Origin of the sequence: Lysobacter sp. (assembly GCF_035655815.1) — a bacterium.
GTDB lineage: Bacteria > Pseudomonadota > Gammaproteobacteria > Xanthomonadales > Xanthomonadaceae > Lysobacter_J.
The window spans coordinates 73780-87160 of sequence record NZ_DASRTS010000064.1 but is presented as its reverse complement, the minus strand read 5'-3'; the positions used below and the strand labels follow the sequence as shown (position 1 = coordinate 87160).

The window sequence follows — 13381 nt, the reverse complement described above, 5'->3', positions numbered from 1 at the left end:
GCGACCTGCTGCGCCGGGCGTTCGCATCCGGGCCGCGCTGGCGGAGCTACGGCAGCCACGACGCCTCGCCGCTGCCGCCGCTCTACCCGCCGGAACGTTCCGCTCGCTGAATGCGGGCACCGCCGGCGTGGTCGGGGCGTGCTGCTCGGGTGCCCCCACACGGTTTGCTAAGCTCGGCGGGTTTTTTCTGATGGCGGCGTGGGGAGTACAGCGATGACGCAGAGCAAGGTCGATGCCGGTAAGGGCAAGCTGCCCCTGCACTGGAAGATGGCCATCGGCTTCGTTGCCGGTCTCCTGCTGGGCCTGGTCGCGCATTACACGGCCGATGCCTCGTGGGTGCATTGGGTCACGAGCAACGTGACGCAGCCGCTCGGCACGCTGTTCCTGCGCCTGATCTTCATGCTCGTGATCCCGCTGCTGTTCTCCGCGCTGGTCATGGGCGTGGCGGAGATGGGCGACGTGCGCGCGCTGGGCCGCGTCGGCTGGCGCACGCTGGGCTACACCGTGGTGGTGTCCGGCATCGCCGTGGTGCTGGGCCTGGTGCTGGTGAACTGGCTGCAGCCGGGCGCGGGCATCGATCCCGCGCGCGCGCAGCAACTGCTCAGCGAAGGCTCCGAGCGCGCCAGCGCCATCGTCAGCAGCACCGGCAGCCAGCCCAAGGGGCTGGACATGCTGATCTCCATCGTGCCGGACAACGTGGTCAAGGCCGCGGCGGACAACACCATCCTGGCGGTGATGTTCTTCGCGCTGATGCTCGGCATCGGCCTGGTGCTCACGCGCAGCAAGGCGACCGAAGCCCTGCAGCGCGGCATCGAGGGGCTGTTCGAGGTCTCGATGACGCTGATCGGGCTGGTGATCCGCCTTGCGCCGTACGCGGTGTTCTGCTTCATGTTCAACCTGGCGGCGCTGTTCGGCTGGGAACTGCTGCGCAGCCTCGGCGCGTACGTCGGCGTGGTGGTGCTGGCCCTGGCGTTGCACCTGTTCGTCGTGTACTCGCTGGTGCTGAAGTTCGCGGGCGGCTACTCGCCGGCGCGCTTCTTCAAGGGCGTGCAGGAAGCGATGGTGATGGCGTTCTCGACGGCATCGTCCAACGCGACGCTGCCCACCGCACTACGCGTCGCCGACGAGAAGCTGGGCCTGCCCAGCCGCGTGTCGCGCTTCGTGCTGACGGTCGGCGCCACCGCCAACCAGAACGGCACCGCGCTGTTCGAGGGCGTCACCGTGCTGTTCCTGGCGCAGTTCTTCGGCGTGGACCTGACGCTCACGCAGCAGGTCACGGTGATGTTCGTCTGCATCCTCGGCGGCATCGGTACCGCGGGCGTGCCGGCGGGTTCGCTGCCGGTGGTGGCGCTGATCTGCGGCATGGTCGGCGTGCCGCCGGAGGGAATCGGCCTGATCCTCGGCGTCGATCGCTTCCTCGACATGTGCCGTACCACCCTCAACGTCACCGGCGACCTAATGCTGGCCACGGTGGTTTCGAAGGGCGAGCCGGATGGGCCGGTCACGCCCGAAGCACCTGAAACGGCGGTCTGACGCGCAGTCGCCGCTCTCGCAACGGCAGGCCATGCCGGCAGATCGATCGCCCTGGCCTGATCCGCGCCGCCTGCGTGCCTTTGTGTCCTGATCCGCCGCGCCGGGGCGACATACCGGCGCGGGGGTGGGAGAATGGACGTCCGCCCGGCCCGGCGCCAGCCCGGCCCTCGCGCGACATCCTCCCCGCAGCCGAAGACCGCCCGACGCCATGACGACGCCCAGCCGCCGCGACCTTGCCAACGCCATCCGATTCCTCGCCATCGACGCGGTGCAGGCCGCCAACTCCGGCCACCCGGGCATGCCGATGGGCATGGCGGACATCGCCGAGGTGCTGTGGAACGACTACCTGCGCCACAACCCGGCCAATCCGGACTGGTTCAACCGCGACCACTTCGTGCTGTCCAACGGTCACGGCTCGATGCTGCAGTACGCGCTGCTGCACCTGGCCGGCTACGACCTGCCGATCGAGGAGCTGAAGAACTTCCGCCAGCTGCATTCGAAGACCCCGGGCCATCCGGAGAACTTCATGACGCCGGGCATCGAGACCACCACCGGTCCGCTCGGGCAGGGCTTCGCCAACTCCGTCGGCATGGCGTTGGCGGAAAAGCTGCTGGCGCAGCGCTTCAACAAGCCGGGCCTGGCGGTGGTCGACAGCCGCACCTGGGTGTTCATGGGCGACGGTTGCCTGATGGAAGGCATCTCGCACGAGGCTGCGTCGCTGGCCGGTACCTGGGGCCTGCACAAGCTGGTCGCGTTCTGGGACGACAACAAGATCTCCATCGACGGCAACACCGACGGCTGGTTCACCGACGACACGCCCAAGCGCTTCGAGGCTTACGGCTGGAACGTGGTGCGCGGCGTGGACGGGCATGACGCCGACCAGATCAAGGCCGCCATCGAGCAGGCGCTCAAGTCGACCGACAAGCCCACGCTGATCTGCTGCCGCACCACGATCGGCTTCGGTTCGCCGGGCAAGGCCGGCAAGGAGTCGTCGCACGGCGCGCCGCTGGGCAAGGACGAAGTGGTCGCCACGCGCCAGGCGCTAGGCTGGAACTACGGCGAGTTCGAGATCCCGCAGGCCATCTATGACGGCTGGCGCAAGCGCGACCACGCCGCCGAGGAAAAGGCATGGAACCGCCTGTTCGACGAATACGCCAAGCAATTCCCCGAACTGGCCGCCGAACTGACCCGCCGTTCGCGCAGCGAACTGCCGGAAGGCTTCGTTGTCGCCGCCGATGCCTACATCGCCAAGCTGCAGGCCGAGGGCCCGACCATTGCCTCGCGCAAGGCTTCGCAGATGGCGATCGAGACCTACGCGCCGCTGCTGCCTGAACTGATCGGCGGCTCGGCCGATCTGGCGCACTCCAACCTGACCCTGTGGAAGGGCAGCAAGTCGGTCGCGACCGACGACCCCAACGCCAACTACGTGTATTACGGCGTGCGCGAGTTCGCGATGACCGCCATCACCAATGGTCTGGGTCTGCACGAGTGCTTCATTCCGTATGACGCCACGTTCCTGGTGTTCAGCGACTACGCGCGCAACGCCGTGCGCATGAGCGCGCTGATGGGCGCACACGCGATCCACGTCTACACGCACGACTCCATCGGCCTGGGCGAGGACGGCCCGACGCACCAGCCGATCGAGCACCTGGCCTCGCTGCGCTACATCCCGCACAACGACCTGTGGCGTCCGTGCGATGCAGTGGAATCGGCCGCGTGCTGGAAGGCCGCGATCCTGCGCACCGACGGCCCGAGCTGCCTGATCTTCTCGCGCCAGAACCTGCAGCATCAGCCGCGCACCGCACAGCAGGTGGCCGATATCGAACGTGGCGGCTACGTGTTGAAGGATTCCAACGGCGTGCCGGAGATCATCCTCATCGCGACCGGTTCGGAAGTGGGCCTGGCGATGCAGGCCGCCGAACAGCTGGGCGACAAGGTGCGCGTGGTGTCGATGCCGTCGACCAACGTGTTCGACCGCCAGGACGCGGCCTACCGCGAATCGGTGCTGCCCAACGCCTGCCGCAAGCGCGTGGCCATCGAAGCCGGCGTCACCGGTTTCTGGCGCAAGTACGTCGGCTTGGACGGCGCGGTCATCGGCATCGATGAGTTCGGTGCCTCGGCGCCTGCCGAAAAGCTGTTCCCGTACTTCGGCTTCACCGTCGAGAAGGTGGTCGAGGCGGCGCGCGCGCTGTAAGGCATGGCTGCCATGTAGAACGAAAGAAGCGGCTTCGGCCGCTTCTTTCGTTTCCGGACGTACGATGACGTCGACCTGCCTCAGCCCGGGCAGATCGGGCCACGCACGGGCTTCATTTCGCCGCGGTCTGGTGTAGCGCCAGACTCACCAGCTTCGCCTCCAGCCTCTCGCCGAGTCCGCGCGGCGAACCCAGCGCCATGCGGTCCATCGCCTCGCGATCCAGCGCTTTCGCACTCAACGCGCGCCACACCGTGCGCAGCTTGCCACCTCGAGTGGCGGTGTTCGCCTTCAGCCACGCCAGCGCCTTCGCCAGTCGCTGTTCGACCGGTGTGAAGTCGCTGCCCAGCGGATAGTCGGGCAGGGCGCCGTTGTGACGGAACGGTTGCAGCGCCGCCTGCAGATGCATTGGCGTGTTGCGCGCGCACTTCGCCGGCGACATGAAGTCGCCGCGCAGCTTGCCAGCCTGCTTTGCCGTGTCGAGCAGTCCCTGCTGGAACCGCGCGTCCGCGATGCCGGCCATCGCGATGACGCAATCCTCATCGCTGCGCCCACGGATGTCCGCGATGCCGTACTCGCTGATGTACACGTCGCGCAGGTGCCGCGGGATGGTGGTATGGCCGTAGTTCCAGACGAAGTTGGACGTGACGCGGCCGCTGGCTTCGCGGCAGGCGCGCAGCATCAGGACCGAGCGCGCATCCGGCAGCGCGTGCCCCATGGCGACGAAGTTGTACTGGCCACCGACGCCCGACACGACGCGGCCGTCTTCCAATGCGTCAGACACCGCGGCGCCCAGTACGGTGGCCATCATGCAGGTGTTGAAGAAGCGCGCGTCGCGCCGCTGCAGGCGCTCCAGCGCTTCGTCGCCGCCGTAGAGTTCGTTGACCTCACCCACGCGCTTCATGCCGATGCCGCGTCGCACGTCGGGGGGCAGGTTGCGCAGCCACTCGTAGAACTCGGGAGAGCCCAGGTAGAACGCGCCGTGCAGGAACTCGCCCTGTTGCTCCAACATCGCCAGGTCGTGTGCGCTGGCGCCACCGGCATTGATGCGACGCATCGCGGCGGCATCGTCGACCACGCGGCGCTTGATCACACCGCATTCGACCAGCCGGCGGAAGCCCTCGTTGATCATTTCGCTGCAGCCATAGAGCCCCTGCGCGAATGGCGCCAGCGACGTGTCGTCCGCGGCGGCCGAACCCAGCGCACGCAACACCGCGCGATAGCCCTTGTTGTCGACGTGGCGCAGCACCAGCGCGTGGCACAACGCGTCGGCGAGCGCGCCGATGCCGATCTGCAAGGTGCCGCCGTCGCGCACCAGCGTGCTGGCGTGGAAGCCGATTGCGTAGTCGGCATCGGTCACGGGCTGTCGCGGCAGGCCGAACAGCTTCGGGTACGGACCGGGCGGATGCACGATGACGTCGAAGAACGACGCGTCGACGGTCGCACTGCCGCCCAGCCATGGAAGTTCAGGGTCGATCTCGGCAATCAGCATCGGACGCGGCAGCCCGCGCGCCTCGTGCGCATCGACGGTATCCAGCGTCAGGTCGGTGTTGCACGACAGCGACAGCCGCGAACCGTCCGGCGAGCGCGCGACCTTCTGCACGATCAGGTTCAGGCCGCGGTCGGCCAGCGCACGCGCGACGTGCGTGTAGTTGAGGCTCGCGTAGCGACGCTGCACCGGCAGCGAACCCAGCATGGCGCCTGATTGCAGGTAGAACTCCTCGATCTCCACGTGCGCCGGCAGTGCGTTGCGCCTGAGCGCCTGCACGTAGGCCAGGCGCGGAAAGTCGGCGCCGAAGTGACGCTCGACGAACGGCTTGACGAAGCGTGCCTCCAGCCCCTTGCCGCCGTCGGGCGGATCGAGCGACAGCGCCGTGCACAGATGGAGCGGGCGCGACGGATCGTTCTCGACGCGCGCGTACAGCGCGTTGAGCAGCCGGTGCGGTTTGCCCAGGCCCAGCGGCGCGCCGACCTTCAGCGGACCGCGGATGCGCGAGAGCAGCAGGTCGACCGCCGCATCGAGCGAGTCGAGGAGGATGGGGGCAGGGCGTTCGCTCATCGCGAAAGGGTATCCGTTTTCGTGCGCGCCGTTGCCGGCGCCGGATCAGCCGACGGTGTGCACTTCGTCGGCGATGCGGCGGACTTCGTCGGGCAGGTGGCTGACGTAGATCATCGGCAGCGCGGTCTCGTCGCGGACGCGCTGCAGGTATGGAAGCAGTTCGTCGCGACGGCCCATATCGAGGGCCGACAGTGGCTCGTCCAGCAGCAGGATCCGCGGCTGCGAGAGCAGTGCGCGTCCGATCGCGACGCGCTGCATTTCTCCGCCGGACAGGCCGGCGATGCGGCGCCGGAGCAGCGCGCCGATGCCCAGCAGTTCGACGATCGCGGCCAGATCGAAGCGCGGTTGCTCGCGCGCGGCGCCGTGGAAGCCGTAGAGCAGGTTGTGGCGCACGTCGAGGTGCGGGAACAGCCGCACGTCCTGGAACACGTAACCGATGCGGCGCTGGTGGACCGGCACGTCGATGCCGCGTTCCGCATCGAACAGCGTGCGCCCGGCAATGGCGATGCGCCCGCGTTGCGGCGTCACCAGGCCGGCAATGGCGAGCAGTACCGAGCTTTTACCGGCGCCCGACTCGCCTACCAGGGCCAGCACGCGACGGTCGCTACGGATTCCGACTTTGCGACGGAAGGTCCCGCGCTGCAGTTCGATGTCGATCAGGAACGTCGGTTCGGACACGGCGCTCATGCTTCGCCTCCGCGACGCTGGCGCTGCACCAGCCATTCGGACACCAGCACGGCCGCGAACGAGATCGCCACCGCCACGGCGGTGAGCCGCCAGATGCCGGCCTCGCCACCGGGCACCTGCATCAGCCCGTAGATCGCCGACGACAGCGTCTGCGTCTCGCCGGGAATGCTCGACACGAAAGTGATGGTGGCGCCGAACTCGCCCAGGGCTTTGGCGAAGGCGAGCACGGAACCGGCGATGACGCCCGGTGCGGCGAGCGGCAACGTCATGGTGAAGAACACGCGCCACGGGTTCGCACCCAGCGTGGCGGCCGCCTGTTCTAGGCGTCGGTCCACGTTTTCGATCGAAAGCCGGATCGCACGCACCATCAATGGGAAACCCATGATCGCGCTGGCGAGCGCGGCGCCAGTCCAGCGGAAGGCGAAGCTGAAACCGAGGTGTTCCTGCAGGAACGCACCAACCGGGCCTTGCATGCCGAAGAGCACCAGCAGCACGTAACCCGTCACCACCGGCGGAAGCACCAGCGGCAGCACCAGCACGGTGTCCAGCAGCAGCTTTCCCGGAAACGACGTGCGTGCCAGCAGCCAGCCCAGCGCGATGCCGAACGGCAGGCTGCACAGCACGGCCGCCAGCGCCACCTTCAGGCTGAGCGCGATCGCGGTGAGTTCCGCCGGACTGAACTCGAACATGCGTCAGCGGGGCTGCGTGAATCCGTGGCGACGAAAGATGGCGGCCGCCGTGGTGCCCTGCAACCACTGCAGGAAATCCGGTGCGCGCGGATGCGCACTCGCCTTCAGCCGGGCCGCCGGATAGACGATGGGCGAATGCGTTTTGGCCGGGAACGTGCCGAGCACGCGCACGCGCGGTTCGGCCCTGGCGTCGCTGGCGTACACCACGCCCAGCGGTGCTTCGCCACGCGCGACCAGCATCAGCGCGGCGCGGACGTTCTCCGTTTCCGCCACGCGCGGCGACAGCGCGGGCCACATGCCCAGCGAGGTGAACGCGGCCTTCGCGTATTTGCCTGCGGGGACGCTGGCGGTGAGCGCGAGTGCGATGCGTCCATCGCCCAGCAGCGGGCGCAGGTCCAGGCCGGGCTTCAATGCCACTGCGCGCGCGGGGCTGCCAGACGGTGCGATCAGCACCAGCGAATTCCCAAGCAGATTTCGGCGCGACGCTACATCCAGCAGGTCGCGCTGCTGCAGGTAATCCATCCAGTCCAGGTCCGCCGAGACAAATACGTCGGCCGGCGCGCCCTGCTCGATCTGTCGCGCCAGCGTGGAACTGGCCGCATACGATACGCGCACCGGCTGGCCTGTGGCTTTGCTATAGGCAGCGGCGGCTTCGTCGAGCGACTCCTTCATGCTCGCCGCCGCGAACACGGTCAACGGCGTGCCGGGCGAAGGCTGCGCGGCGCCGGCGGTCGCTGCGAACGCCATCGCGCACAGCAACAGCGCGCGGAAGAGAAGGCTCATGGGCAGTGGGTGTGCAGGCGGAAAGTGGGCGGTCGTCTCATCCGCTTCGCACGGCGAAGCGGCCAAGCCGAGAGCCTGCCAGCATCGCGGCGACGAATACAACCGCTTGCGTCGTACCGTGGGCGAGATTCGCCAGCGCGGGCCCAGGGCAGTAGCCCGCCAGGCCCCAGCCGACGCCGAACAACACGCTGCCTCCCAGCAGGCGCGCATCGACGTTCCGGGCCGGCGGCGCGGGCAGCGGTTGTGCATCGAGTGTGCAGCCGCGCCGACGCAGCCACGCAAATCCCGGCACCGATACCGCGAGGGCGGCGCCCATCACCAGTGCGAGCGATGGATCCCAGTCGCCGGCCACGTCGAGGAAGTTGAGCACCTTGTATGGATCGGTCATGCCGGAAATCGCCAGTCCGGCACCGAACAGGACGCCGGCGATCGCCGCGTGGGCCACGCGCTTCATGCGAGACCTCCGAATACGTGGCGGACCACGAACACGGTGCCCATTGCCACAGCCATGAACACCGCGACGGCCCACAGCGAACGCCGAGAGAAGCGCGCCAGGCCGCAGATGCCATGGCCACTGGTGCAGCCGTTGCCCAGCCGCGTACCGAAGCCGACGAGCAATCCGGCCAGCGCCAGCCACGGCCAGGGAAATCCGTCGCGGCGGGGTACGTCCACCAGGGCGAACCAGGCCGCTGCGCCGACGATCAGTCCCAGCAGGAACGCCAAGCGCCAGCCACGTCCTTCCGGCTGGTCGACGGCTGCATTGAGGATGCCGCTGACGCCAGCGATGCGCCCCAGCGTGGCGAGCAGCCAGACCGCAGCCAGGCCGATCAGTGCGCCGCCGATCAGCGCCGAAACGGGTGTGAACGCAGTAGGCATGGCGCGATCAGAATTGGTCGAGCGGAATGCGCAAGTAGCGCACGCCGTTGTCGTCGGCCTCGGGCAATGCACCCGCGCGGATGTTGGTCTGCACGGCGGGCAGGATCAGCGCCGGCATCGGCAACGTCGCATCACGCGCCTGCCGCATCGCCACGAACTCATCCTCCGCGATGCCGTCGTGTACGTGGATGTTTTCGCGCCTCTGCGTGCCGAGCGTGGTTTCGCACGCGACCTCGCGCCCTCCGGGGCCGTAGTCGTGGCAAACGAACACGCGCGTCTCGTCCGGCAGCGTGTCGTACAGCCGGCGGATCGAACGGAACAGCGTCCGCGCATCGCCACCCGGAAAATCGCAGCGCGCGGTGCCGCCATCGGGCATGAAGAGCGAATCGCCGGTGAACAGCGCGTCGCCGATCAGATAGGCATTGCTGTCGCTGGTGTGGCCGGGAACCGCGATGGCCTGCGCATCCAGCGTCCCGATCGCGAAGCGCTCGCCATCTTCGAACAAATGGTCGAACTGCGATCCATCGACCGGGAAGTGCTCGCCCAGGTTGAAGATCGGCCGGAACGTCTTCTGCACGTCGCGGATTCCCTGGCCGATGGCGAGCGTCGCGGCGGGCCAATGCACCGACTTGAGCCAATGACCGGCGCTGAGGTGATCGGCGTGCGCGTGCGTCTCGAGAATCCAGCGCACTTCCAGTCCCTTCGCGACGACATGGTCGACCAGCCGCTGCGCGGCCGATGTCGAGGTGCGCGCGGCCTTGGGGTCGAAATCCAGCACCGGGTCGATCACTGCGGCCACCCGGCCATCGCTCACCACGTACGACCACGTGTTGCTGTCGGCGTGGAAGAACGGCTCGACGTCCGGTGGAGCGGGGCGGATGGTCATGGCGGCCTCCGGTCTCTGAATTAGACAATTCTAATTTAGCAAGTTACGATTTACGAGACACGTCAACGATGACTGCCACCGTGCCCCGCACCGCCCGCGTTCCAAAAATCTCTCCGCCCGTCCGTGACATGCAGGCGCATGCGGCCGAGGCGGCGTCGCTGCTGCGCTCCATCGCCAACGAACAGCGGTTGCTGATCCTGTGCCACCTGGTCGAGGGCGAACTGGGCGTCGGCGCGCTGCAGGCACGCCTGGAGTTGTCTCAGTCGGCGCTTTCACAGCATCTGGCCGTGCTGCGCGACGCCGGTCTGGTCGAGGCGCGGCGCGACGGATTGCAGGTGTTCTACTCGATCCTGCCGGGGCCCGCGCAGCGGGTCATGGCCACCCTTCATGCGATCTACTGCGGAGGTGAACGATGAAAGCCACACGGATGGGCCTGGTCCTGTGCGGACTGGTCGTCAACGCCACCGGCATGCCGCCAGCCGCAATCGCCCAGGAGCCCAGTTCCATGCAGATGGCCGACGCACTCGCCGTGCCCAACCTCCGACGACCGAATGACCGGATCCTCAGCGGCGGCCAGCCCGGCCCAGAGGCGTGGCGGCGTCTCGCTGCCAACGGCGTCACGACGGTCATCAACCTGCGGCCGGCTGCAGAGATGAACGGTCGCAACGAAGCCTCCGAGGTGACGGCGGAAGGAATGTCCTACCTGGAGATCCCAGTGTCAGGCGCCGTCGACATCACGACCGCCAACGGCACTGCGCTCTGGCGCGCAATCCACGACGCACCCGGGGCCGTGCTGGTCCATTGCGCATCGGGCAACCGCGTCGGCGCGCTGCTGGCGATCGGTGCCGCCCGCGAGGGTGGCATGGCTAAGCGCGAAGCACTCGAGTTCGGCAAGTCCGCAGGGCTCTCGAATGCGGAGCCCCGCGTGCGCGAAGTGCTGAAGCGGCCTGCCGAGTGATCAACCGCCCAGCGCGGCGTTGAGCGTCGCGGCCAGCTGCGTGCCGGCGATTCGCAACTGCGATTCGGCCGTCGGGCGCCAGGTGTCGAGGTAGTCTTGACCGATCACGGCTCTCGACGGATACAGCCCGGGCCGGACTGCAATGCGGCACGAGGCTTCGGCCCATTCGATCGACGCAGGCGGCAGCGGCGAGCGCGGCAGCTTCACCGCCAGCGGCATCGCCCGCAGGCGCTGCAGCCATGCGGCTTCGTCCAGTCCGGCCGCGTTGAGCATGCCGCTGTCCCACAGCGAGTGCAGGTTGGTGCCCTTGCCGTTCAGATTGACCTGCACGTCGTTGCCGCCCTTGTCACGGCCGTAGCCCGCATGCAGCGGTTGGTGCACGTCGCCGACGAAGTGCACGACGAACTTGAGCGCCTGCAGGCGTTCGGCCTGTGGGCGTGAACGATCGGCGAGGATCTTCGTCTGCATGCGGATTGCCTCGACGACGCAATCGCCGTTCGGACAGTGCTTCGCCTGAAGGTAATGGCAGTCGTCCTCGGCGATGTTCACGTAATGCCACTTGCTGCTGCGCTTGCCCAGGTCGGGGTCGTGCTCGCGCAGCTCGTCGGCCCAACTCGCGATCCCCGGCAACGTGGGGTCGGGCTCGCCCTGCAGCAGGCGTTCGATTTCCGCGCGGGTGGCGGGCTTGAGGTCGTCCCACGCGAGTGCGGCGACGAGCCGGTGCCCGAGTCGTCCCCACGCGGAGGCTTCGCCGGGAGCGGCAAGGACAGCGACAAGGACGAGGGAAGTGGCAAAAAAGAGGGGACGAGTCATGCCGGCCACTTTAGCCGACACGACCCGTCCCCAAACTTGCCGGGCCTGCGCTTTGGCGGGCCCGCAAGATCACGCGCGATCAGAACTTCATGACGTAGGCGGCGCCGTACACGATCGGATCGATGTTCACGGTGCCGATGTCAGTGCCGTCCAGCTTCACGTCGGTGTCAATGTCGATCCAGCGTGCGTCGACGCGGATGGCGCTGCGCTCGCCGACGGCGAAGTCGATGCCCGCATGCGCGGCCAGACCCCAGGAGTCGTCCAGCTTCAGCTTGCTGCCTTCCAGCGCGCCGCGGGTGTCTTCGCTGAAGAAGGCGGTGTAGTTGACACCGGCACCGATGAACGGCGAGACCTTGCCCTTGCTGTTGAAGTGGTACTGCAGCGAAACGGTCGGCGGCAGCTGCTTGGTGCTGCCCACGGTGCCCAGGCCATCGATGGAGATGTCGTGCTCGAACGGCCACGCGGCGATCACTTCGATGCCCAGGTTGTCGCGGACGAAATACTCGAACGTCAGGGTCGGCTTGACGTCGGTATCGACGTCGACCTTGAGCGCGCCGTCGACCAGACTGCCGTTGTCGGACTTCGGGTCGACCGCATGGACGCCGACACCGAGCGTCCAGTCGCCCGCGGACTGGGCGAAGGCCGGCATGGCCGCGGCGCCGAGGGCAAGGGCCAGGGCGCTGGTGATCAGGGTCTTTTGCATGATGGAGCCTCTGTTGGGAAGGGCCCCAGTTTCGTGATCGGAACCTGCCGTCACCTTGATCGGTGTCAATTCAGGCTAGCCGCGCGGAACACGCCCGCAAGGCGCGCCTGTTAGAATGACGGCCCGTCCACCCGCCGCGCCGGGCGCGGCCGCAGGAGCTAGCAAGCTATGACCATCAAGGTTGGTATCAACGGCTTCGGCCGCATCGGGCGCAACGTGCTGCGCTCGGCCGTGCAGAACTTCGCCGGCGAGATCGAGATCGTCGCGATCAACGACCTGCTGGAGCCGGAGTACCTGGCCTACATGCTGCGCTACGACTCCGTGCACGGCCGCTTCAAGGCCGACGTCTCGGTGGAGGGCAACACGCTCATCGTCAACGGCAAGAAGATCCGCCTGACGCAGGAGAAGGATCCGGCCAACCTGAAGTGGAACGAAGTCGGCGCCGACATCGTCATCGAGTCGACCGGGCTGTTCCTGACCAAGGAAACCTGCCAGAAGCACCTCGACGCCGGCGCGAAGAAGGTGATCCAGTCGGCGCCGTCGAAGGACGACACGCCGATGTTCGTCTACGGCGTGAACCACACCAAGTACAACGGCGAGGCGATCATCTCCAACGCTTCGTGCACCACCAACTGCCTGGCGCCGCTGGCCAAGGTGCTGCACGACAAGTGGGGCATCAAGCGCGGCCTGATGACCACCGTGCATGCCACCACCGCAACGCAGAAGACCGTCGATGGTCCGAGCAACAAGGACTGGCGCGGCGGCCGCGGCATCCTGGAGAACATCATCCCGTCCAGCACCGGCGCGGCCAAGGCCGTCGGCGTGGTGATTCCGGAGCTGAACAAGAAGCTCACCGGCATGTCGTTCCGCGTGCCGACGTCCGACGTCTCGGTCGTCGACCTGACCGTCGAGCTCGAGAAGTCCGCGACGTACGAGGAAATCTGCGCGGAAATGAAGGCGCAGTCGGAAGGCGCGCTGAAGGGCATCCTGGGTTACACCGAGGACAAGGTCGTCGCGACCGACTTCCGCGGCGATGCGCGCACCTCGATCTTCGATGCCGAGGCCGGCATCGCCCTGGATGGCACGTTCATCAAGCTGGTGAGCTGGTACGACAACGAGTGGGGCTATTCCAACAAGTGCCTGGAAATGGCCAAGGTCGTTGCCGCGAAGTAATCGCGAAAACGAGCGCGACACAGCAGGGGC

The 13381-nt window shown here is 67.4% G+C and carries 14 protein-coding genes; 5 read left to right on the top strand and 9 right to left on the bottom strand.

Going from position 1 to position 13381, the window contains the following annotated elements; genetic code table 11:
• The first annotated feature begins 213 nt into the window (after positions 1-213).
• A complete protein-coding gene (locus VFE83_RS17195) occupies positions 214-1533 on the top strand; it encodes a dicarboxylate/amino acid:cation symporter (protein ID WP_324908418.1) in 1320 nt (439 codons plus the stop codon).
• Between the two features lie 208 nt (positions 1534-1741).
• Positions 1742-3727, top strand: coding sequence for a transketolase (gene tkt, locus VFE83_RS17190; protein WP_324908416.1), 1986 nt, complete (start codon positions 1742-1744; stop codon positions 3725-3727).
• Between the two features lie 112 nt (positions 3728-3839).
• Here the strand turns inward: tkt and VFE83_RS17185 are convergent, their stop codons facing one another.
• The 7 genes from VFE83_RS17185 to VFE83_RS17155 are packed head-to-tail and all read right to left on the bottom strand — an operon-like array spanning position 3840 to position 9704.
• On the bottom strand, positions 3840-5783 hold the full coding sequence (locus tag VFE83_RS17185; protein WP_324908414.1) for an acetyl-CoA hydrolase/transferase C-terminal domain-containing protein: 1944 nt from the start codon (positions 5781-5783) through the stop codon (positions 3840-3842).
• A 45-nt stretch (positions 5784-5828) separates the two neighbouring features.
• The gene (locus VFE83_RS17180) at positions 5829-6470 is read right to left on the bottom strand and encodes an ATP-binding cassette domain-containing protein (RefSeq protein WP_324908412.1); all 642 of its coding nucleotides are present in this window, start codon (positions 6468-6470) and stop codon (positions 5829-5831) included.
• Complete coding sequence (gene modB / locus VFE83_RS17175; protein ID WP_324908411.1) at positions 6467-7159, bottom strand: molybdate ABC transporter permease subunit; 693 nt, start codon at positions 7157-7159, stop codon at positions 6467-6469. Before modB ends, VFE83_RS17180 begins: the two co-directional genes overlap by 4 nt.
• 3 nt (positions 7160-7162) lie before the next feature.
• Positions 7163-7942, bottom strand: coding sequence for a molybdate ABC transporter substrate-binding protein (modA, locus tag VFE83_RS17170; protein WP_414674777.1), 780 nt, complete (start codon positions 7940-7942; stop codon positions 7163-7165).
• A 37-nt stretch (positions 7943-7979) separates the two neighbouring features.
• Positions 7980-8396, bottom strand: a complete 417-nt coding sequence (locus tag VFE83_RS17165) for a DUF6691 family protein (RefSeq protein WP_324908409.1) — start codon at positions 8394-8396, stop codon at positions 7980-7982.
• Positions 8393-8818, bottom strand: coding sequence for a YeeE/YedE family protein (locus VFE83_RS17160; RefSeq protein ID WP_324908407.1), 426 nt, complete (start codon positions 8816-8818; stop codon positions 8393-8395). The genes VFE83_RS17165 and VFE83_RS17160 overlap by 4 nt, the downstream gene beginning before the upstream one ends.
• Positions 8819-8825: 7 nt before the next feature.
• Entirely contained in the window at positions 8826-9704 is an 879-nt protein-coding gene (locus VFE83_RS17155) for an MBL fold metallo-hydrolase (RefSeq protein ID WP_324908405.1), read from the bottom strand.
• A 68-nt stretch (positions 9705-9772) separates the two neighbouring features.
• On the opposite strand from VFE83_RS17155, the gene VFE83_RS17150 reads away from it, so the two are divergent.
• On the top strand, positions 9773-10120 hold the full coding sequence (locus tag VFE83_RS17150) for a metalloregulator ArsR/SmtB family transcription factor (RefSeq protein WP_324908403.1): 348 nt from the start codon (positions 9773-9775) through the stop codon (positions 10118-10120).
• Positions 10121-10131: 11 nt separating this feature from the next.
• On the top strand, positions 10132-10662 hold the full coding sequence (locus tag VFE83_RS17145; protein ID WP_324908401.1) for a protein tyrosine phosphatase family protein: 531 nt from the start codon (positions 10132-10134) through the stop codon (positions 10660-10662).
• On the opposite strand, the gene VFE83_RS17140 is transcribed toward VFE83_RS17145, so the two are convergent.
• Together VFE83_RS17140 and VFE83_RS17135 are read right to left on the bottom strand one after the other, a co-directional pair.
• Positions 10663-11475 carry a S1/P1 nuclease gene (locus VFE83_RS17140; RefSeq protein WP_324908399.1) on the bottom strand — a complete coding sequence of 271 codons (813 nt, stop codon included), beginning with the start codon at positions 11473-11475 and terminating at the stop codon, positions 10663-10665. It lies immediately after the preceding gene.
• Positions 11476-11554: 79 nt separating this feature from the next.
• Positions 11555-12178: an OmpW/AlkL family protein gene (locus tag VFE83_RS17135; RefSeq protein ID WP_324908397.1), complete on the bottom strand. Its 624-nt coding sequence runs from the start codon at positions 12176-12178 to the stop codon at positions 11555-11557.
• Between the two features lie 168 nt (positions 12179-12346).
• Here VFE83_RS17135 and gap point away from each other — a divergent pair, with 168 nt between their 5' ends.
• On the top strand, positions 12347-13351 hold the full coding sequence (gene gap / locus VFE83_RS17130) for a type I glyceraldehyde-3-phosphate dehydrogenase (RefSeq protein ID WP_324908395.1): 1005 nt from the start codon (positions 12347-12349) through the stop codon (positions 13349-13351).
• Positions 13352-13381 lie beyond the last annotated feature (30 nt).